Raw genomic sequence first — 19,853 nt, forward strand, 5'->3', positions numbered from 1 at the left:
ATCAGCCCCGCCCGGGCGGCGGCGAGCCCGCGGGTACCGGGCCCCGCGCGGGGCCGGCGGGGCCGGTGGGGGAGGCGGGCACGGCGGGGGGCCGCGGACCGGGGCCTCCGGCGGACACCGCGCGGCCGGCGGGCCGCGGGCCGCCCGCGGATACCGCCGCCGCGCGCTCCGCGAGCAGCGTGGCGCCCACCGCGAGGACCAGCAGGCCGGTGATCATGCCGCCAGCGTAGGCGAGGTTCATCGGCTGGGTCGGCTGCCTGTCGCCCCGTACCGGGTTCTCCGTCACCAGCGACGCGAGCAGCATCCAGCCGCTCCACGCCGCCAGCGCCGCCCCGCCGGTCCAGCCCAGCGCCACGGCCGCCGCCAGCCGGGTGCGCGGGCGCGGGCGGTGGGCGACGAGGACGACGCCCGCGGCGGCGGCCAGTGCGAAGACGACCTGGATCGCCTCGTTCACGCGGAGGTTCGCGGAGCGCTGCCCGACGAGGTGCCCGGACAGGCCCGCCGTCGACCCCAGCGCCCAGCTCAGGTGCAGCCCCGCGACCAGCAGCGCGACGACCGCGGCCAGCACCGCGAGCACGCGCTGCGCCGGTCCGGTGGGCGACGGGGGCAGGCCGGCGAGCCGGCCGCGGAGCAGGTGGCCCCAGCGGTCGCGTACGTACAGCGCGAACAGCCAGCCGAGCGCCAGCGCCTGCACGCCGAAGCCGGTGTACACGACGGTGAAGACCCACTCGTCCAGGAACGGCTCCCCGTCGCCCGCCCCGGCGCTCCCGCCGCCGAAGAGGGCGATCACCGCCTGCAGCGGGAAGCCCACCACGATCGGCGCGAGCAGCCCGGTGGCGGCCCACAGCGGGAGCGCGACCAGCCACGCCGGGGTCCGGCGGCCCCACGGCTGCGTCAGCGCGAAGGCCAGCACGATGACGGCCGCGTCCATGAGGACCGTGAGGGAGTTGACGGCGGCCATGGTGCCGCGCTTCTCCAGCAGTTCGCTGCCCGCCGGGATGCCGACCGTGCTGCCGGCGATCCACGCGGTCTTCAGCGACAGGTACGGCAGGCAGGCGACGGCGGCGACGAGGCGCAGCGCGCGGGCGGTGCGTGAGGGGTGCGGGTCGGTGACATCCATGCGTTCACGTTCCCGTGAGGCGTCCGTCGCGTACGTCGCCCGCGCCGACGATCCGCCTCCGCCGCGCGGCGGAGGCGGCCCCGCCGCCGGGTCGTACGCCGGGGGGCGGGCAGGCTCAGAGGTGCCGCGTCGCCAGCGTCAGCCGGTCGCGCGCGTCGAGCAGCGCGTCGCGGATCCCCTGCTCGTGCGCCGGCGTCAGCCGCGCCACCGGCACCGAGCAACTGATCGCGTCCCGCGCCGGGGCCCGGTAGGGGACCGCGACCCCCACGCAGCGCAGCCCCAGCGTCGACTCCTCCCGGTCCAGGGCGTATCCGCGCTCGCGCACCCGGTGCAGCTCCTCGATCAGCCGCTCCCGGTCCGTGACCGTGTGCTCGGTGAGCGGCGCCAGCGACTCGGGCAGCAGCTTGCGGATCTCCTCGTCGGGGTACGTCGCGAGCAGCGCCTTGCCCAGCGCCGTCGCGTGCGCCGGGAGCCGGCGGCCGACGCGGGTGAACGGCCGCAGGTAGTGCTGGGACTGGCGGGTGGCGAGGTAGACGATGTTCACGCCGTCCAGCCGCGCCAGGTGGATCGTCTCCGTCGTGTCGTCGGCGAGCCGGTCGAGGGTGGGCCGGGCGGCGGCCACGACCTCGTCGCCGTCGATGTACGACGTGCCGACGAGCAGCGCCCGCACCCCGATCCCGTACCGTGTGCCCGTCGCGTCGGTCTCCACCCAGCCCAGCTCCGTGAGCGTGCGAAGGAGCATGTAGAGGCTGGACTTGGGGTAGCCGACGGCATGCTGGACGTCACCGAGGCTGTGCATTCCGGGTCTGGCCGCGAAATACTCGAGCAGTTCCACGGTGCGGACGGCAGACTTGACCTGTCCACCCCCACCGGCGTCGGCGACCCCCATGGCGCTTGACCTCTCTGCTGCCGCAGCGATAAAAGTCCAAGAAAAATTCATGTATAGAGACGGCGTTCAGAATACCGAACCAACGGTATCGTCGGTCACCGTCCGCCATGTGTGCAAGAGGAACGGAGACATCTCAGTTGTCCGCACCAGTCTGGAGCGTCGATCCCCGCACCGGTAACCGCCGGGAGCAGGTCGCCACCGAGGCGACCGCCGAGGAGGTCGACAAGACCGTACGCGCCGCGCACGCCGCCGCCCCGGCGCTCGCCGAACGCGCGCAGCGCGCCCGGTTTTTGCGGGCCGCGGCCGACCTCTTCGACCGGCACGTCGACAAGGTCGTCGAGTGCGCCGACGCCGAGACCGCCCTCGGGCCCGGCCGGCTCAGCGGCGAACTCACCCGCACGACCTACCAGTTGCGCGCCTTCGCCGACATCGCCGAGGCCGGCGACTTCCTCGACGTGCGCATCGACCATGCCGACGCATCCCTCGCCCCGCCGCGGCCCGACCTGCGCCGCTGGAAGGTGCCGCTCGGCGTCGTCGCCGTCTACTCCGCCTCGAACTTCCCGCTCGCCTTCTCCGTCCCCGGCGGCGACACCGCCAGCGCGCTCGCCGCCGGCTGCCCGGTCGTGGTCAAGGCCCACCCCGACCACCCGGGCACCTCCGAGCTGTCCGCGGCGCTGCTGCACCGCGCCGCCGAGAAGGCGGGGCTGCCGCAGGAGGTCGTCTCCGTCGTGCACGGCTTCGACGCGGGCGTGGAGCTGGTACGCCATCCCGTCGTCGCCGCCGCCGGGTTCACCGGCTCGGTGCGCGGCGGGCGGGCCCTCTTCGACGCCGCGGTGGCCCGCCCCCGGCCCATCCCGTTCCACGGCGAGCTGGGCAGCCTCAATCCCGTCGTCGTCAGCGCGGCGGCGGCCGCCGAGCGCGCCGAGGAGATCGGCGCGGGCCTCGCGGGGTCGATGACGCTGGGCGTCGGGCAGTTCTGCACCAAGCCCGGCCTGGTGCTGGTGCCGGCGGGCGAGGCCGGCGACCGGCTCGTCACCTCGCTCACGGCGGCGGTCAGCGACACCGAGCCGGGCGTGATGCTCGACCCGCGGATGCGGGAGGCGTTCATCGCGGGCGTACGGGAACGGGCGGAGCTGCCCGGCGTGGAGAGCCCCGTGACGCCGGGCGCGAACGGCGAGCACACCGTCAGCGGCGGCTTCCTCACCGTCGACGCCGAACGCCTCGCGGGCGGCGGGGAGTACGAGCTGCTGACGGAGGAGTGCTTCGGGCCCGTCACCGTCATCGTGCGGTACGAGGACGTGCCGCAGGTCTCCGCGGTGCTGGCCCGGCTGCCGGGCAACCTCACGGCGACCGCGCACCTGGGCGCGGCGGAGGCCGGGGACGCGGACGCCGGGGACGGCGGCGCGGCGCGGCTGTTCGCCGAACTGACGCCGCTCGCCGGGCGGATCCTCGTCGACGGCTGGCCCACGGGCGTCGCCGTCGCCCCCGCGCAGCACCACGGCGGCCCCTACCCGGCGACGACGTCGACCTCGACGTCCGTCGGCGGCACGGCGATCGAGCGCTGGCTGCGCCCGGTGACGTACCAGAACGCGCCCCAGGCGCTGCTCCCCGCCGAGCTGCGCGAGGACAACCCGGCAGGCGTGCCCCGCACGGTGGACGGCGTCCGGGAGAACTGACGCGCCGGGCGGGCGGCGGCGGTTCGAACGCCGCCCGCCCCCGTCGCCCGAACGGGTGGCACGAGGCGCCGCACCCCCGTCCCGTCCCGCAGGATGGCTCCCCGGAAGAGCCCGAAGACGCTCCCGGGGAGGAGCACCATGGTCCGGTCCAGGCGCCTGGCCGCGGCGTGCGCGCTCGCCGCGGCGCTGTCGTTCGCCGCCGTCCCGAACGCCCGTACCGCGGACACGCCGCGCGTCGACCTCCGCGTCCTCGTCGTGGACGACGGCGGGGAGCCGGTCGCGGCGATCGCCGAGCACCTGGCGGCGATCGGCACGCCGGTCACGGCGGTGCGGCTGGGGGAGCGCGGGAGGCCGCGGATCGACGCGGAGTTCCTCGCCGGCGCGGAGGAGGGGCGGCCGCGGGCGCGGTACCAGGCGGTGGTGGTACCGGGCGGAGGCGGCGCGAGGGAGCCGGGCGGCGGCGTTGCCGGTGCCGTGCCCGCCGTTGCCGCGGGCGGCCGTGGGCCCGTAGGTGCCGCAGCCCCCGTTCTCGGCGGCGCCCGCGCACCGGCCCTCGGCCGCGCCGAGACCGCCGCCCTCGCCGCGTACGAGCGGCGCTTCGGCATCCGCCAGGTCGACGCCCACGCCGCAGCAGGACCGCTCCCCGCCCTCGGCGCACCCGCGTGGTCCGGCCGGCTCGACGGCCGCACGGCCCGCGTCACCCCCGCAGGGCGGGCGGGTCCCTTCGGGTATCTCGCGGGTCCCGTGCCGTTCGCGGACCTCGATCCGCGGGCGGCCGAGACGTACGGCCGGCTCGTGCGGCCGGGCCCGGACTTCACGCCGTACGTGGACGCGGCCGTGCCCGGGAAGCCGCGCGCACGCGGCGCGCTCGTCGGCGAGTACGCCGACGACGGTCGGCGCCGGCTCCTCGTCACGTTCGGCGCCCCCGGCGACCGGCTCGCCTACCGGCTGCTCGCCCGCGGCATCGTCGACTGGGCCACCGGCGGCGTGCATCTGGGCGCCGCCCGCTACGGGTTCGCCGTCCAGGTCGACGGCGTCCTCGGCCGCGACGCCCGCTGGGACCCCGACGGTGACTGCACCTCCGGCACCCCCGGCTGCGCCGACCTGCCGCCGATCCGGATGAACCGCGGCGACGCCGCGTACGCCCGCGACTGGTCCGCCCGCCGGGACTTCACCCTCGACCTCGTCTACAGCGGCGGCGCCGCCGAGCGCCACCGCCGGGCGCACGGCGGCGCCGACGCGCTGGCCGACCGGCTGATCACCGACCGCGAGGCGTTCCGGTGGATCAACGGCACGTACGATCGCGCGCCCCTCGGCTGCGTCCGCGGGCGCGGCGGCGACGCGGCGCGCTGCGCGCGGGACGCGGCGGGCGAGGTGCGGTGGACGCCGGAGCGGCGCATCGCGCTGCAGATCGAGGAGAACGTCCGCTGGGGGCGGGCACGGAACCTGCCCGTGCGCAGGGACGAGCTGGTCACCGCGGGACATACCGGGCTCGCCGCCCCGCCGGGACAGCCGCTCGACAACCCGGACCTCGCACCCGCCCTGGGCACGACGGGCGTCCGCTGGCTGGCCGCCGACCGGGCCCGGGACCCGCTCTCGCGGCGGGTGGGGACGGCGTCGACGGTGCCGCGGTACGGGCTGGGGCTGTTCGCGGGGGCGGGGACGGAGCGGGAGCAGATCGACGCGCATGCGTACCGCTACGGGGAGGGGAGCAGGGGCGAGGACGGCGATCCGGCGGGCGGCTACCGCTCGTATCTCGTCCCCCGCGCCGCCCGCGCCGCCCTCGGCCACGTCCTCGCCGCCGACCCCGCCCCGCACCACCTCCACCAGTCGAACCTCGCCGAGGACCGCATCGCCTACCCCCTCCTCGACCGCGTACTCACCGACTACCGCCGCCTGTTCACCTCCGGCACCCCGCTCGGCAACCCCCGACCCCGGGCCATCGCCCGCGACCTCCAGCGCCGCGCCGTCTGGGCGGAGGCGGTACGGAACGGGAAGGTCACCGCGTACCGCGTCGGCGGCACCGTGACGGTGCGGGCGCCGGCCGGCGTCGAGGTGCCCGTCACCGCCCCGCCCGGCACCCGTCAGCGGTTCAGCCGCGGCGACGCCGAGGTGGGCCGTCCGTACGCCGGGCGGGCCGCCGGCTGGACGCGCGCCGATCCGGTCCGCGAACGGGTCGTCCTCCGGCTGCCGTGAGCGCACCGCGGGCGGCCGGGGCCTCAACTCAGCGCCTTGGCCAGCGCCTCGGCGAACCGGTCCGTCGTCCGCCGGTCCCGCACGGCGAGCCGCAGCCAGCCGGGGCCGAGGCCGGGGAAGGTGTCGCCGCGGCGTACGGCGAAGCCGAGGCCGCGCAGCCGTTCGCGTACGGCGAGACCGGCGGCGGCGCCGTCCGGGCCCGCCACATGGACCAGCACGAACGGCGCCGCCGCCGTCCCCGCGGTCGCGACCTCCGCGAACTCCCCGAGCCTGGCCAGCAGATACGCCCGGTCCGCGCCGACCGCCCGCGCCGCCGCCTCCGCCTCCGCGAGCGCCCGCGGCGCGCACACCGCCTCCGCGGCGATCAGGGCGGGTGTCGACACCGGCCACAGCGGCTGGGCCCGCGCCAGCGCGGCGACCGTTGCGGGGTCGCCGAGGACGTAGCCGACGCGCAGGCCCGCGAGCCCCCAGGTCTTCGTCAGACTGCGGAGGACGACCAGGCCGGGGACGTCGGTGCGCCCGGCCAGTGACTCGCGCTCGCCCGGCACCGCGTCCATGAACGCCTCGTCCACGACGAGGACGCGCCCCGGCCGGGCCAGCGCGGCGAGGGCGGCGGCTTGGTGGAGGACGGACGTCGGGTTGGTGGGGTTGCCGACGACGACGAGGTCGGCGTCCTCCGGCACCGCCCGCGGCGGCAGCCCGAAGCCGTCCTCAGCGCGCAACAGCACCCGGTCCACGGCGTACCCCGCGTCCCGCAGTGCCGCCTCCGGCTCCGTGAACTGCGGGTGCACGACCACCGCCCGGCGCACCGCGGGCCGCAGCGCCCTGGCCAGCAGCACGAACGCCTCCGCCGCGCCCGCGGTGAGCAGCACCCGGTCGGCCGGCACCCGGTGGCGGGCGGCGACGGCGGCGCGGGCGGCGCGGCCGTCGGGGTAGGCGGCGAGCCGGTCGAGGGAGGCGGCGAGGCGGGCCTTCAGCCAGGGGGGAGGCGTGCCGGCGCGGACGTTGACGGCGAGGTCGGTGAGGCCGGGGGCGGCGTCGCGGAGTTCGGCGTCGCCGTGGTGGCGGAGGTCGTGCGGGGCGGGCGGCGGGGAGGGGTCAGTGCGCATGGGCGTGGTCGCCGTGGTGGTAGCCCGGGCCGTGCGTGTGGACGTGGCCGTGCCCCGGTCCGTGGTCGTGGGCCGTGTCGTCTTCGCCCGGGTGGAAGTGGGGTTGCTGCGGGGCGCCGACCTTGGCCTCGTAGCCGGGGAGGGCGACGCGGTAGACGCAGGAGTCGCAGTTCATGCGCAGATCCCCGGCGACGGCCTCCTCGTACCGCTCCGTCACCAGCTCCACCAGCTCCTCCTCCGGGCCGATGACGTCCGCCGTCCGCACGACGACCCCGGGGTGCGCCGCCGCCCACTGCCGCGCCTGGTGGGCGACGCGTTCGGGGAGGACCCCGGTGAAGAGGAAGTAGGGCAGCACGACGACGTGTTCCGCGCCCAGCCGGCGGCAGCGCTCCAGCCCGGCGGCCACGTCCGGCGCGGCGAGCGACACGAACGCCGTCTCCACGCCCGCGTACCCGCGGCCCTCCCAGAGCAGCCGGGCGGCCTTGTGGACCTCGGCGTTGGCGTCGGGATCGGTGGAGCCGCGGCCGACGAGGAGGACGGTGGTGCGGGCACGTTCGGTGCGCTGGGCCTCCGCCACCCGGCGCGCCAGGACGGCGAGGAGCTTCGGGTGCGGGCCGAGGGGACGGCCGTAGGCGTACGAGAGGCCGGGGTGGCGCCCCTTCTCGCGGGCGAGGGCGGCGGGGATGTCGCCCTTGGCGTGCCCGGCGGAGACGAGCATGAGGGGTATGGCGGCGAAGTGCCGTACGCCGCGCGCCACGAGCTGTGCGACGGCCTCGCCCAGCGGCGGCGGTGACAGCTCGATGAACCCCCCGGCGACGGGCAGCCCGGGGTGGCGCTCGGCGAGCACGCGCACGAACGCGCGGAACGCCTCGGCACCGGCGGCGTCCCGGGTGCCGTGACCGGCGATGAGCAGGGCGGGCTTGGTCACTTGCGTCTCCTCGGTGGTACGGGACCCGGCGGGGCCGGGCGTGTCGGCGCTGAGGGAGGGGGTGGCTACGGGCCGGGGCTGAGCGGGGGCGCGGCGGGTCCTGCGGGGGGCGGGTTCCGGTCGGCGGCCGGGCCCGGGGGCCCGGCCGCCGTGCCCGTGCGGTCCGCGGATGCCGGGGGCGGCGCGTAGAGGAGGGCGTTCAGGGCGGCCGCGGCCACCGCGGAACCGCCCTTCTCCGAGACGTTGCTGATCGCCGGCAGCCCCGTGGCCCGTAGCGCCGCCTTGCTCTCCACCGCCCCCACGAACCCCACCGGCAGCCCGACCACCAGCGCCGGGCCCGCGCCCAGCGCGAGCAGCTCCTCCAGCGCCGTCGGCGCACAGCCGACCACCCACACGGCACCGTCGCCGACTTCCGCGTACGCAAGCCGCACCGCCGCCGCCGAGCGGGTCAGCCCGGGCACGGCCACCGCCTCGCGCAGCCGGCAGACCGCCCTGCGGGCGGTGATGCCCGCCGCGACCATCTCGACGTCGGCCACGACCGGCGCGCCCGCGTGCAGCGCGGCGTGCGCGGCGCGCAGCGACATCTCGTCGCACACCAGGTCGTCGGCGTAGGCGGGATCGGCGGAGGAGTGGATGACCCGCTCGACCACCGCGCGGGTCAGCGGCGGCAGATGCGCGGTGTCGACGCGGGCGCGCAGCCTGCGGTACGACTCCTCCTCGATGGGATGGACGGTCCTCGTCACGGGCGCTCCTCGGGTGCCTCGTCGATGGCGTCGGCCGGGCAGACCTCCACGCACTCCAGACAGCCGGTGCAGAGGTCGGCGCGGACGAACAGGGCGCCGCCGCGGGGGCGGACGGCGTGGACGGGGCAGGTGAGGAGGCAGGCGCCGCAGCCGGTGCAGCGGTCGCTGACGGTGAGGGTGAGGGCCGGGACTTCCGCCGGGCGGGGTTCGGGGAGGCCGTCGGCCGCTCGGGCGGCGGTGTGTTCCGCGGCGCTCGGGGGCGCGCCCGTGCGCGTACGGGCGTTCACGTCTGCCACCGGTAGCCGCGCGGCGTCACCATCCGGCCCGCGATCTCGCGGGTCGCCGAGTTGCCGACCGTCACCACGGTCATCATGTCCACCGTCTCCGGGTCGAGTTCGGCGAGCGTCGTCAGCAGCACGTGCTCGCCGGGGCGGGACGCGTTCCGTACGACGCCCACGGGCGTCCCCGGCTCACGGTGCTTCGCCAGCAGCGCCAGCGCCTCCGGGAGCTGGCGGCGGCGGGCGCGGCTGCGCGGGTTGTAGAACGTGACCACGAGGTCCGCTTCCGCCGCCGCCCGCACCCGGCGCTCGATGACCTCCCACGGCGTGTGCAGGTCGGAGAGGCTGACGGAGACGTGGTCGTGCCCCAGCGGCGCGCCCAGCAGCGCCGCCGCGGCCAGCGCCGCCGTCACGCCGGGCACGCCGGCGACGTCGATGTCCGCGCCCGCCTCCGCCAGCGCGGGCGAGGCCATCGCGTACACCCCCGCGTCGCCGCTGCCGACCAGCGCGACCGCGTGCCCGGCGCGGGCCTCGGCGACGGCGGTACGGGCCCGCTCCTCCTCGGCGCCCAGCCCCGATGCGAGGACCCGGGTGCCGGGCCTGAGCAGGTCGCGGATCTGCGCGACGTACTGGTCCAGGCCGACGACCACCGACGCCCGGCGCAGCTCGGTGCGGGCCCGCGGCGTCAGCAGGTCGCGGGCGCCGGGGCCGAGGCCGACGACCGCGAGCCGCCCGCGGGGGCGGCGGCGGGCGACGGCGCAGGTGGCCATGGCGGGGCGGTCCGCGGGGGCGGACTTCCGTTTGCGTACGAGGAGTTCGGCGCCCGGGCCCGCGGCGGTGAGCGCCGCGGCCTCCGCGACGCTGGGCGTGCCGACGGCGGCGAGGGGCGCGGCGGACGGCGTGGGCACGTCGACGGCGGCCAGCTCGGCGGCGGGGAAGGTGCGCAGCGGCACCCCGAGGCGGTCGGCGGCGGCGAGCAGGCCCGGTTCTCCGGCCTTGGCGTCGACGGTGGCGAGCGCCGCCACGGACCGCGGGCTCAGCCCGGCCCCGTCGAGGGCGTCCCGGACGAGGCCCAGCACCTCGTCGGCCCCGGCGCCGCGGCTGGCCCCCACGCCGACGACGAGGGACGGCGGGCGCAGCACCGCCTCGCGGGCGGCGAGCGGCAGGCGGCGGTCGGTGACGTAGAGGCGGACGTCGGTGGCCACCCCGCGTACCCCGACGTGCGGCGGCAGCGCGGGCAGCGGCCACGTCGCGTCGGCCCGCAGCGCGACGGGACCGCCGTCCAGCACCGTGCGCGTCACGGCGGCGACCGCGCCTTCGACGGGCCAGCCGACGGAGTCGAGCCCGGGGATGCCGACGGCGTCGGTGGCGGTGGTCACGACCGGCGTGCACCCGTCGCCGAGCAGGTCGGCGACCTCGGCGGCCAGGTCGTTGGCGCCGCCGCCGTGGCCGCCGAGGAGGGCGACGGCGAAGCGGCCCGCCTCGTCGACGCAGACCACGCCGGGGTCGGCGGCCTTCCCGCGGAGCAGGGGGGCGAGGAGGCGGACGGCGGCGCCGGTGGCGAGAAAGCAGACGAGCTGGTCGCAGTCGGCGAAGGCGCGCGCGACGGCGGTACGGACCGGGCCCTCGTCGTAGCGGCGGGTCCGGCCGGGCCAGGCGTCGGCCAGCCGCTGCGCGGCGGCGGAGCCGGCGGCGGTGGCGGCGACGAGGCCGATCACGGGGCGGTCCGGTGGTGCGGGGCGGTCACGGATTCTCCAGGGGAGTCGCGGGTGGTGGTGTGTCATGTGCGGGTGAGGGGCCGTCCGGCGGCCGTCCGCTCGCCGCCACCGGCCGTGCTTCCGTGGGGACGTCCCGGCGGCCCCACAGGACGAACACCGGGTTGGTCGCCGCGAGTCGCGTCACCTCGCCGGGCAGCGGCGCGAGCCGGGAGGACTGCAGCAGTACGCCGTCCACCGCGTACCCGGCCGCCGCCAGCGCGGCGCGTACCCCCGGCACCCGGTCGACGGCGGCCAGCGTCACGACCACCGTCCGCCGCGCCCGCCGGGCACACGCCGCGACGACCTCCGCCACGTCATCGCCCCCGCCGCCGACGAACACCGCGTCGGGGTCGGGGAGTCCGGCCAGCGCGGCGGGGGCCGTACCGTGCACGGCCCGCACGTCGACACCGTGCGCCGCCGCGTTGGCGCGGATCCGTACGACGCCCCCGGCATCCCGCTCCACGGCGACGACGGCGGCCCCGAACCGCGCGCACTCCACCGCGACGGAGCCGGACCCGGCGCCCACGTCCCACATCAGGTCGCCGAGGCGGGGCGCGAGGCGGGCGAGGGCGAGGGCGCGGACCTCGTACTTGGTGACCATGCCGGCCCGGTGCGCGAAGTCCCCCTCGGGCAGCGCCCAGCCGTCGCCGGGGCGGCGGGCGAGGGGATACCGGCCGGGACCCGCGAGGACGCGCTGCGCCGGAGCGAGGGTGCGGCCGGGGCGCGGGTCGAGGCAGAGCACGACGTTGACGGCCTGCGGCGGCCAGGTGCGGGCGGCGGCGTCGGCGGGGTCGAGGTACGCGATGTCCTCGCCGGCGGAGCCGAGTCCGGTGCCGACGACGAGGGTACGGGGCACACCGGAGCCGGCGAGGGCGGCGCCGAGTTCGGCGGGGCCGGCGCCGGGTCCGGTGAGGACGGCGGTCTTGGGGTGGGCGCGGCAGACGTTGACGGCGGTACGGAGGTCGCGCCCGTGGGCGCTGACGACGGCGGCGTCGTCCCAGGGGAGCCCGGCGCGGGCGAAGGCGACGGCGAGGGAGGGGACGGCGGGGCGGATGTCGAGGAGACGGGGGCCGAAGCGCTCGGCGAGCACGCGGACGATCCCGAAGAACCCGGGGTCGCCCGAGGCGAGTACGACGACGCGGGCGGGGGGGTGGGGGGATCTCCCCGCCCCCGCCCCTCCCCGAACCCCAGGGGCCCCGCCCCCGAGCCCCCCACCGGGGGCGGAGTCCTCGGACCCCGCCTGGGGCAGCGCGCCGAGCCCCGCCTGGGGCTGCGCGCCGGACCCCGCCTGGGGCAGCGCGCCGAGCCCCGCCTGGGGCTGCGCGCCGGACCCCGCCTGGGGCTGCGCGCCGAGCCCTGCCCGGGGCTGCGCCCCGGATCCCGCCTGGGGCCGCACTTCTTGGCCCCAGTGGGGCTCCGCGACGGGGCCAACCGGGGGCTCCGTGCCGGGCCGTGCACTCGTCTCTGCCGCCGACTCGGCCCGGGGCTCCGCCCCCGACCTGTCTTCGTGCTGTGCCCCCCGGCCCTCACGGGGCTCCGCGACCGTCCCGAGGCGGGCACGCGCCTCTGCCGCCTTCGCCTGGGAATTCCCCCCGGAAGCCCCCCGGGGCTCCGGCTTTGCCGCGGCGGGCTCGTTCGCCGGGGTCCAGGCGTCCCGGCCCACGTACGCCGCGATCCGGTCCAGGGCCGGGCCCAGCGGACCCAGCGTCACGCGTTCCGCATCCCGCGGCAGTTCCGCCTCCGCCAGGTGCCGGGCCGCGCCCACCACCAGCGCCGCGTCCTCGATCCGCGCCGGAGGCGAGCCCGTGCCGCAGCCTATGACCGTGATCACCGCAGCAGCTCCCCGTCGCTCCGCGCCACCAGCACCCGCCCCGTGAAGTCCACCATCGCCGCCTCCGCCGCGACCCTCCGCTCCGTGAAGCGCTCCAGCACCTCCGCCACCCGGCCGCACAACTCCCGCCCCGCCGCCGGCAGCAGACCCGCCGCCTCCCACAACTCGTACGCGTGCCGCCCGGTGTTCGCGGCCCCCACCTCCGCCGCCAGGCTCTCCGGACCGCCCGCCGCGCGCGTGATCTCCGCCAGCACCCCCGGGTCCACCTTCGAGCGCGTGTAGTGCGTCATCAGCACCCCCGCCGCCAGCTTCGTCAGCTTCCCGACCATGCCGACGAACACCACCCGCTCCACCCCCTGCGCCACCGCCCGCCGCAGCGCCGCACCCGTGAAGTCCCCCACCTCCACGAAGCACACCGCGGGCAGACCCGGCAGCAGTTCCATCGCCCCCCGCTCCGTCCGGCCGCCCGTGCACAGCACCACCGCCGTCTCGCCCTGCGCCGCCGCCACCGACACCGCCTGCTCGACGCTCGCCCGCCACGACGCCGTCGAGAACGGCCGCACGATGCCCGTCGTCCCGAGGATGGAGATGCCGCCCAGGATCCCCAGCCGGGCGTTCGTCGTCTTCCGTGCCCGCCGCTCGCCGTCCGGCACGCTGATCGTCACGTCCAGACCGCGCCGCCCCAGGTCCACGACCTCCGCCACCGCCTGCGTGATCATCCGCCGCGGCACGGGGTTGATCGCCGGGCCGCCCAGCTCCAGGCCGAGACCCGGTTTCGTCACCACCCCCACCCCCACGCCGCCGTGCAGTCCGAGACCGGGCCGCGCCCGCCAACTGACCGTCGCCGTCAGGTGCGAGCCGTGCGTGACGTCCGGGTCGTCGCCCGCGTCCTTCACCACCACCGCCTCCGTACGCCCCGGCCGCAGCTCCACCGCCCGCTCCACCGCGAACGTCACCCGCCGCCCCGACGGCAGCGCCACCTCCACCCACTCCCGCGCCTCGCCGGTCGCCAGCAGCAGCGCCGCGGCGCGCGCGGCGGCCGACGCGCAGGTGCCGGTGGTCCATCCCGTACGCAACGCCTTCTGCCGCACCTTGGCCGTACGCGGCAGGTCGGGTTCACGGAGGTCGGGACCCGGCTGGCCGGGCACCGGCGGCCCCGGTTCCGGCACGTTCGCTTCCCGCGCGTGCCGTTCCCGCGCGTCTCGTTCCCGCATGTTCCGTTCCCGCATGTTCCGTTCCCGCGCGTCCCCGGTCATCCGCACCCCTCCTCTCCACCGACCCGAACCGACCCGGACACCGCCCTACGCCCCGCCCTCGCGCAGCGCCCTCCGCGCCTCCGGCTCCGCCCGGCGGAAGCCGTGGAAGTGCCCCGGGTGGTACAGATGCGACCGTGTGCCCGTCGCCCCCAGCGCCGGGCCGACCAGGAACAGCGTGTGCTTCCACAGCCGGTGCTCCTTCACCGCCGCCGCCAGCGTGCCGACCGTGCAGCGCATCACCAGCTCGTCCGGCCACGTCACCCGGTACGCCACCACCACCGGCGTCTCCGCCGCGTACCCGCCCGCCAGCAGTTCTTCCGCCAGCCGCCCCGAACGGGCCGCCGACAGGAAGACCGCCATCGTCGTGCCGTGCCGGGCGAACTCCCGTATCTCCTCGCCGCCCGGCATGGGTGTCTTCCCGCCGCCCAGCCGCGTGAGGATCACCGACTGCGCCACCTCCGGGACCGTCAGCTCCCGTCCCGCCGCGGCCGCCGCCGCCGAGAACGACGACACCCCCGGCACGATCTCCACCTGAAGGCCCAGCGCCGCGCACCGCTCGACCTGCTCCTGCGTGCCGCCCCACAGCGCCGGGTCGCCGGAGTGCACCCGCGCCACCCGCAGCCCCGCGTGCGCCGCCCGTGCGTAGACCGCGACGACCTCCTCCAGCGGCACCGCAGCAGAGTCGACGATCTCCGCGTCCGCGCGGGCGTGCTGCAGGACGTCCTCGTGGACGAGGCTCGCCGCCCAGATCACGACGTCCGCCTCCGCGATGGCGCGCGCGGCCCGGAACGTCAGCAGATCCGCCGCCCCCGGTCCGGCCCCGACGAACGTCACCTTGCCGGTGGCGGGCGGCCGTTTCGCCGGGGCTCGGTCCGGCTGCGGGGCCGGGCTCCCCTTCGCGTACGGGCGCCGGCCCGGCATTCCCGTCCCGCTCACAGCTTCTCGCCCCGCCCCGCCCGCCGCGCCGGCGCGATCAGCGTCGACAGATACGGCAGCGGTTCCGCCCCCAGCTCCGTCGCCGGCCGCACCGACTCCTCCGCAAGACCCAGCGACGATCCCCACACCGCCCCCTCCATCCGGCCCGTCTCCGAGAGCGCCCCCGCCACCTCGCCCGCCAGCCGGCCGAACTTGTACGCCACGACCGTTCCCGGCCCCCGCAGCGCCTCCTTCAGCACCGCCGTGCCCGCCGTCACCGGCACCAGCGTCAGCGGCTCCGTGCCCTCCGCGAGCACCGCGCCGCCGCGGGCCGCGAGGTCCTGCATCGCGGTGATGCCCGGTACGCTCTCGATCCGTACGCCGGGGAGCAGCGCGGTGACGGTCGCGGCGAGGTACGTGAACGTGGAGTAGACGTTGGGGTCGCCGAGCGTGGCGAACGCCACCGAGCGGTGCGCGCGCAGCAATTCCGCGACCCGGGCGCCCGCCGCGTCCCACGCCGCCTCGCGGCGCGCGGCGTCGCTGCGCTCGTTGAGCGCGAAGACGACGCGCACGACCTTCGCCTCGTCGACGTAGTGCAGGACCGTCGCCTCCGCGCGGCCCGTGCCGCCGCCCTCCATCACGGGGACGACGACCACCGCCGCCGTCCGCAGCGCGCCCGCGCCCTTCACCGTGACCAGCTCGGGGTCCCCGGGGCCCACCCCGACGCCGACGAGTCGCATGCTCATGCCGTTTCACACCCTTCGACGAGCCGGCGCGCCATGGCGGGGGCGGCGGCCCAGTGCACGTGCAGGTACGAGGCGTGGACGCCGCCCCGTACGAATCCTTCGACGCGCCGGACCGGCTGCGTCATCCCCCATGCGGGCGTCTCGCCCGCGGGCGGGTCGAGGGCGGTGCGGTGGAACTCGTGGCCGCGTACCCGGGTGCCTGCGGCGGCGAGCGCGCTGTCGGCGACGGCGACGGCGTCGCGGTAGCCGAGGGTGAGGAGGCCGGTCATACGGGCCCTTGCGTCCAGCACGCCGCACATGGGGGCGCCGTCGAGGTCGCGGGCGAGGTAGACCAGGCCAGCGCACTCGGCGGCCACCGGCGCGCCGCCGGCGGCGCGCCGGGCGACGTCGCGGCGGAGCGGCTCGTTGGCGGCCAGTTCGGCGCCGTACACCTCGGGGAAGCCGCCGCCGATGACGAGGGCGCGGGTGCGGGGCGGCAGGGCCTCGTCGTGCAGGGGGTCGAAGGGGACGACGTCGGCGCCGGCGGCGGCGAGGAGTTCGGCGTGTTCGGCGTACGAGAAGGTGAAGGCGGGCCCGGCCGCCATGGCGACCACCGGCCGTCCGGCGGGGCGGGGGGAGTTCCCCGATCCCGCCCCTTCCCGAAACCGGGGGCCGGCCCCCGGGCCCTCTGCATCGCCCGCGCCCGCGGCGCGCGGCGCGCTTCGGGGGCTCCGCCCCCGGGCCCCCGGCGCGGCTCCGGCCGCCCGGTCGCCTCCTGCGCCGGGCCCTCCTTGCTGCCCCGCTGCCGCCACCGCGTCCGCCGCCGACCACGGGTCCGCCGGGAGCAGCGGGGCCGTGCGGGCCAGCCGTAGCAGCTCCGGTACGTCGCACGACTCGCGTACCCGCGCCGCCAGTGCGCGTACCGCCGCCACCGCCGCCGGGCGCCGTTCCGCCGCCGGGATCAGGCCCAGGTGCCGGGACGGTGCCGCCAGTTCCGGGTCGCGGCGCAGGGCGCCCAGGACCGGGACGCCCGCCGCGTCCAGGGACTCGCGGAGCAGCGACTCGTGGCGGTCCGAGGCGACCTTGTTGAGGACGACGCCCCCGATCCGTACCTCCGGATCCCAGGACGCGAAGCCGTGCACCAGCGCCGCCACCGACCGCGACTGCCCCGAGGCGTCGACCACCAGCACCACCGGCGCTCGCAGCAGCTTCGCCAGCTCCGCCGTCGAGCCCGACTCGCCGGCGCCGGAGGCGCCGTCGTACAGGCCCATCACGCCCTCCACGACGGCCACGTCCGCCCCCGCCGCGCCGTGCGCGAACAGCGGGGCGATCAGGCCGGGACCGCACATGTGCGCGTCCAGGTTGCGGCCCGGCCGCCCGCCGCCCGGGGAGCCGGCGACGGCGAGCGCGTGGTAGCCGGGGTCGATGTAGTCGGGGCCCGCCTTGTGGGGCGAGACGGTCAGGCCGGCGGCGGCGAACGCCGCCATCAAGCCGGTCGCGACCGTCGTCTTGCCGCTGCCGGAGGCCGGCGCGGCGACGACGAGCCGGGGGATGTCGATCACGGAACTCTCACCATTCGATGCCCCGCTGGCCCTTCTGGCCCGCGTCCATGGGGTGTTTGACCTTGCCCATCTCCGTGACGAGATCGGCGAACTCCACCAGCGGCGCCGGCGCGTTGCGGCCCGTGACGACGACGTGCTGGCTGCCCGGCCGGTCCCGCAGCACCGCGATCACCTCGGCGGTGTCCACCCACCCCCAGTGCATCGGGTACGCGAACTCGTCGAGCACGTACAGCCGGTACGTCTCCGCCGCCAGGTCCCGCTTGACCTGCTCCCAGCCCTCCCGGGCCCGCGCCTCGTTGTCCGGCTCGGCGTCTCCGCCGGGGCGTACCGGCCGCTGGATCCATGACCAGCCCTCGCCCATCTTGTGCCACGCCACCGTGCCGCCCTCGCCGCTCGCGCCGAGGACCCGCAGCGCCCGCTCCTCGCCGACGCGCCACTTGGCGGACTTGACGAACTGGAACACTCCGATCGGCCACCCCTGGTTCCAGGCCCGCAGCGCCAGTCCGAAGGCGGCCGTGGACTTCCCCTTGCCCGGGCCCGTGTGCACCACGACCAGGGGGCGGTGGCGGCGCTGCCGCGTCGTCAGGCCGTCGTCCGGCACGGCATCCGGCCGTCCCTGCGGCATCAGGCCGCCCTCCTCGAACTCGCCGGTCCACGCCCGGTGCCGGGCTCTTCGCGTACGGCACGGGCGCGCCGGTCCTCCCGGGCCTCCCGTACGAGCCCGCTCACCGTCTCCGCCCGCAGCTCGCCCAGCGCCACCACCGTGCCCCGCAGCTCGCGGGCCAGCTCGCCCGCGAGTCCCAGCCGCACAGGACCCGACTCGCAGTCGACGACTACCGAAGCGACCCCCTCGGCCGCCAGCAGGCGCGCCGCGCGCGCCGCCCGGCCGACCGGTTCATCGCCGCCGGTCGCCCGGCCGTCGGTGACGACGACCAGCAGCGGGCGGCGTGCCGGGTCCCGCAGCCGCTCGACGCGCAGCGTCTCGCGGGCCCGCAGCAGCCCGGCGGCCAGCGGGGTGCGGCCGCCGGTGGGCAGCCGCTCCAGGCGGACCGCCGCGGCGTCCACCGACGAGGTGGGCGGCAGCGCCACCTCCGCCTCCCGGCCGCGGAAGGTGACCAGGCCGACCTTGTCGCGGCGCTGGTACGCGTCCAGCAGCAGCGACAGCACCGCGCCCTTCACGGCGCCCATGCGCTGCCGCGCGCCCATCGATCCGGAGGCGTCGACGGCGAAGAGCACGAGGTTCGACTCGCGGCCCTCGCGGACCGCCTCGCGCAGGTCGTCGCGGCGGACGACGAGGCCGGGGCCGCGGCGGCCGCGGGCGTGCTGGTGCGGGGCGGCGGCCTGGACCGTGGCGGCGAGGTGCAGGGTGCCGAGGGCGCCGCGGGGGCGGCGGGCGCCGGTGGTGCGGCCGTGGGCGGTACGGGCGCGGGAGCGGCGTCCCGCGGCGCCCTCCCCGACGCCCGGGACGTCGAGGCGGCGGGTGCGGAACGGTTCCGCGGGGGCGGCGGGTTGCTCCCCGGGCGGGGGTGGCGCGGTCCCGGGCGGGCGGGGCTCCGCGCCGGGCTCCTCCGCCGGACCACGGGTGGCGGCGGGGGCGGAGCCGGGGGGTTCGGGGGCGGCGTCCGCAGCGGACGGAGCCTGCGGTGCGGGGTCTTCGGCGGCGCCGGGTTGCCCCTGCCGCGCGGCGTCCGGTCCGTGGGGCCCGTCCGGGCCGTCCGCGGCGCCGGGGGGCGCGCCGCCGCCGTCGCCGTCCGGCGGGTCCTCGCCCGTGCCGCCGTGCTCCCGTAGCGTGTCGTCCAGCTTCTCCTCGTCGAGGCCCGGCGCGTCGAACGGGTTGCGCCGCCGCCGGTGCGGCAGCGCCAGCAGCGCCGCCTGCCGTACGTCCTCCGCCGCCACCTCCGTACGCCCCGACCACGCCGCCAGCGCCGTCGCCGTACGGGCCATGACGATGTCCGCCCGCATCCCGTCCACCTCGAACGCCGCGCACGTCGCCGTGATCTGCCGCAGCGCCGCGTCGCCCAGCACCACCCCGGGCAGCAGCGCCCGCGCCGCCGCGATCCGCGCCCGCAGCGCGTCCTCCTCCGCCGCCCAGCGCGCCGCGAAGCCGGCCGCGTCCGCGTCGTACGCCAGCCGCCGCCGCACCACGTCCGCCCGCTCCGCGGGCTCGCGCGACGCGGCGACCTCCACCGTCAGCCCGAACCGGTCCAGCAACTGCGGGCGCAGCTCGCCCTCCTCCGGGTTCATCGTGCCGACCAGCAGGAAGCGCGCCGCGTGCCGCACGGAGACGCCCTCGCGCTCCACGTAGTTGGCGCCCATGGCCGCGGCGTCCAGCAGCAGGTCGACGAGGTGGTCGTGGAGCAGGTTGACCTCGTCCACGTACAGCACGCCGCGGTGCGCCTCGGCCAGCAGCCCGGGCTCGAACGTCTTGCGGCCCTCGGCCAGCGCCCGTTCGATGTCCAGCGCCCCCGCGAGCCTGTCCTCCGAGGCGCCCACGGGCAGCTCCACCATCCGGGCCGCCCGCACCCCGCGCGGGCGCGCGGCCTCGTGCGGCCCGTCGGGGCAGCCGGCGTCCGGCGCCGCCGGGTCGCAGGAGAAGCGGCAGCCGGGCACGACGGCGACCTCGGGGAGCAGGGCGGCGAGGGCTCGTACGGCGGTCGATTTGGCCGTCCCCTTCTCGCCGCGCACGAGCACCCCGCCGACCGCCGGGGACACCGCGTTGAGCAGCAGCGCGAGCCGGAGTTCTGCCATGCCGACGACGGCGGTGAACGGATAGTGCGGCGCACCGGTGTTCATGCGCGGGCCCCTCCAACGGGTGAGATGACGGTCGACTGCTGTGATACGCGGAAGAATCGTGCCAGCGTGTACGTG

The 19,853-nt window shown here is 77.6% G+C and carries 16 protein-coding genes; 2 read left to right on the plus strand and 14 right to left on the minus strand.

The window, feature by feature from the left end; all coding sequences use genetic code 11:
- Nucleotide 1: 1 nt before the first annotated feature.
- Both FB457_RS15780 and FB457_RS15785 read right to left on the minus strand, forming a co-directional pair.
- Nucleotides 2-1,120: a LigA protein gene (locus FB457_RS15780; RefSeq protein WP_047015083.1), complete on the minus strand. Its 1,119-nt coding sequence runs from the start codon at nt 1,118-1,120 to the stop codon at nt 2-4.
- 115 nt (nt 1,121-1,235) lie between these two features.
- Nucleotides 1,236-2,009, minus strand: coding sequence for an IclR family transcriptional regulator (locus FB457_RS15785; RefSeq protein WP_047015082.1), 774 nt, complete (start codon nt 2,007-2,009; stop codon nt 1,236-1,238).
- A gap of 107 nt (nt 2,010-2,116) precedes the next feature.
- On the opposite strand from FB457_RS15785, the gene FB457_RS15790 reads away from it, so the two are divergent.
- Nucleotides 2,117-3,685, plus strand: a complete 1,569-nt coding sequence (locus tag FB457_RS15790) for an aldehyde dehydrogenase (NADP(+)) (RefSeq protein ID WP_047015081.1) — start codon at nt 2,117-2,119, stop codon at nt 3,683-3,685.
- Between the two features lie 138 nt (nt 3,686-3,823).
- On the plus strand, nt 3,824-5,881 hold the full coding sequence (locus tag FB457_RS15795; RefSeq protein WP_486589038.1) for a hypothetical protein: 2,058 nt from the start codon (nt 3,824-3,826) through the stop codon (nt 5,879-5,881).
- Between the two features lie 23 nt (nt 5,882-5,904).
- Here FB457_RS15795 and cobC read toward each other — a convergent pair whose 3' ends face one another.
- The 12 genes from cobC to FB457_RS15855 all read right to left on the minus strand — a co-directional run bounded on the left by cobC (nt 5,905) and on the right by FB457_RS15855 (nt 19,778).
- Entirely contained in the window at nt 5,905-6,990 is a 1,086-nt protein-coding gene (gene cobC / locus FB457_RS15800) for an Rv2231c family histidinol phosphate aminotransferase CobC (protein ID WP_145782220.1), read from the minus strand.
- Nucleotides 6,980-7,918, minus strand: a complete 939-nt coding sequence (locus FB457_RS15805) for a CbiX/SirB N-terminal domain-containing protein (RefSeq protein WP_145782221.1) — start codon at nt 7,916-7,918, stop codon at nt 6,980-6,982. Before FB457_RS15805 ends, cobC begins: the two co-directional genes overlap by 11 nt.
- Nucleotides 7,919-7,983: 65 nt before the next feature.
- Nucleotides 7,984-8,661 carry a precorrin-8X methylmutase gene (locus tag FB457_RS15810; RefSeq protein WP_145782222.1) on the minus strand — a complete coding sequence of 226 codons (678 nt, stop codon included), beginning with the start codon at nt 8,659-8,661 and terminating at the stop codon, nt 7,984-7,986.
- The gene (locus FB457_RS15815; RefSeq protein ID WP_047015077.1) at nt 8,658-8,948 is read right to left on the minus strand and encodes a ferredoxin family protein; all 291 of its coding nucleotides are present in this window, start codon (nt 8,946-8,948) and stop codon (nt 8,658-8,660) included. Before FB457_RS15815 ends, FB457_RS15810 begins: the two co-directional genes overlap by 4 nt.
- Nucleotides 8,945-10,657 carry a precorrin-3B C(17)-methyltransferase gene (cobJ, locus tag FB457_RS15820; RefSeq protein WP_145782223.1) on the minus strand — a complete coding sequence of 571 codons (1,713 nt, stop codon included), beginning with the start codon at nt 10,655-10,657 and terminating at the stop codon, nt 8,945-8,947. The genes FB457_RS15815 and cobJ overlap by 4 nt, the downstream gene beginning before the upstream one ends.
- Nucleotides 10,658-10,682: 25 nt before the next feature.
- Complete coding sequence (cbiE, locus tag FB457_RS15825) at nt 10,683-11,993, minus strand: precorrin-6y C5,15-methyltransferase (decarboxylating) subunit CbiE (protein WP_145782255.1); 1,311 nt, start codon at nt 11,991-11,993, stop codon at nt 10,683-10,685.
- A 530-nt stretch (nt 11,994-12,523) separates the two neighbouring features.
- Nucleotides 12,524-13,741, minus strand: a complete 1,218-nt coding sequence (locus tag FB457_RS15830; RefSeq protein ID WP_253911165.1) for a cobalt-precorrin-5B (C(1))-methyltransferase — start codon at nt 13,739-13,741, stop codon at nt 12,524-12,526.
- 87 nt (nt 13,742-13,828) lie between these two features.
- Entirely contained in the window at nt 13,829-14,704 is an 876-nt protein-coding gene (cobM, locus tag FB457_RS15835; RefSeq protein WP_486589042.1) for a cobalt-precorrin-4/precorrin-4 C(11)-methyltransferase, read from the minus strand.
- An 11-nt stretch (nt 14,705-14,715) separates the two neighbouring features.
- Nucleotides 14,716-15,444, minus strand: coding sequence for a precorrin-2 C(20)-methyltransferase (gene cobI, locus FB457_RS15840; protein ID WP_047015075.1), 729 nt, complete (start codon nt 15,442-15,444; stop codon nt 14,716-14,718).
- Complete coding sequence (locus tag FB457_RS15845; RefSeq protein ID WP_047015074.1) at nt 15,441-16,985, minus strand: cobyrinic acid a,c-diamide synthase CobB; 1,545 nt, start codon at nt 16,983-16,985, stop codon at nt 15,441-15,443. The genes cobI and FB457_RS15845 overlap by 4 nt, the downstream gene beginning before the upstream one ends.
- A gap of 7 nt (nt 16,986-16,992) precedes the next feature.
- On the minus strand, nt 16,993-17,610 hold the full coding sequence (gene cobO / locus FB457_RS15850) for a cob(I)yrinic acid a,c-diamide adenosyltransferase (RefSeq protein ID WP_047015073.1): 618 nt from the start codon (nt 17,608-17,610) through the stop codon (nt 16,993-16,995).
- The gene (locus tag FB457_RS15855; protein ID WP_145782225.1) at nt 17,610-19,778 is read right to left on the minus strand and encodes a putative cobaltochelatase; all 2,169 of its coding nucleotides are present in this window, start codon (nt 19,776-19,778) and stop codon (nt 17,610-17,612) included. Before FB457_RS15855 ends, cobO begins: the two co-directional genes overlap by 1 nt.
- Between the last annotated feature and the right edge of the window lie 75 nt (nt 19,779-19,853).

This window comes from Streptomyces sp. CNZ287 (assembly GCF_007827615.1).

Bases quoted from the DNA above. Each gene is read 5' to 3' on its own strand.
- FB457_RS15780 (WP_047015083.1), bottom strand. From the start codon at position 1,120: ATGGATGTCACCGACCCGCACCCCTCACGCACCGCCCGCGCGCTGCGC.
- FB457_RS15785 (WP_047015082.1), bottom strand. From the start codon at position 2,009: ATGGGGGTCGCCGACGCCGGTGGGGGTGGACAGGTCAAGTCTGCCGTC.
- FB457_RS15790 (WP_047015081.1), top strand. From the start codon at position 2,117: ATGTGTGCAAGAGGAACGGAGACATCTCAGTTGTCCGCACCAGTCTGG.
- FB457_RS15795 (WP_486589038.1), top strand. From the start codon at position 3,824: ATGGTCCGGTCCAGGCGCCTGGCCGCGGCGTGCGCGCTCGCCGCGGCG.
- cobC (WP_145782220.1), bottom strand. From the start codon at position 6,990: ATGCGCACTGACCCCTCCCCGCCGCCCGCCCCGCACGACCTCCGCCAC.
- FB457_RS15830 (WP_253911165.1), bottom strand. From the start codon at position 13,741: ATGCGGGAACGAGACGCGCGGGAACGGCACGCGCGGGAAGCGAACGTG.
- cobM (WP_486589042.1), bottom strand. From the start codon at position 14,704: ATGCCGGGCCGGCGCCCGTACGCGAAGGGGAGCCCGGCCCCGCAGCCG.
- cobI (WP_047015075.1), bottom strand. From the start codon at position 15,444: ATGAGCATGCGACTCGTCGGCGTCGGGGTGGGCCCCGGGGACCCCGAG.
- cobO (WP_047015073.1), bottom strand. From the start codon at position 17,610: ATGCCGCAGGGACGGCCGGATGCCGTGCCGGACGACGGCCTGACGACG.
- FB457_RS15855 (WP_145782225.1), bottom strand. From the start codon at position 19,778: ATGAACACCGGTGCGCCGCACTATCCGTTCACCGCCGTCGTCGGCATG.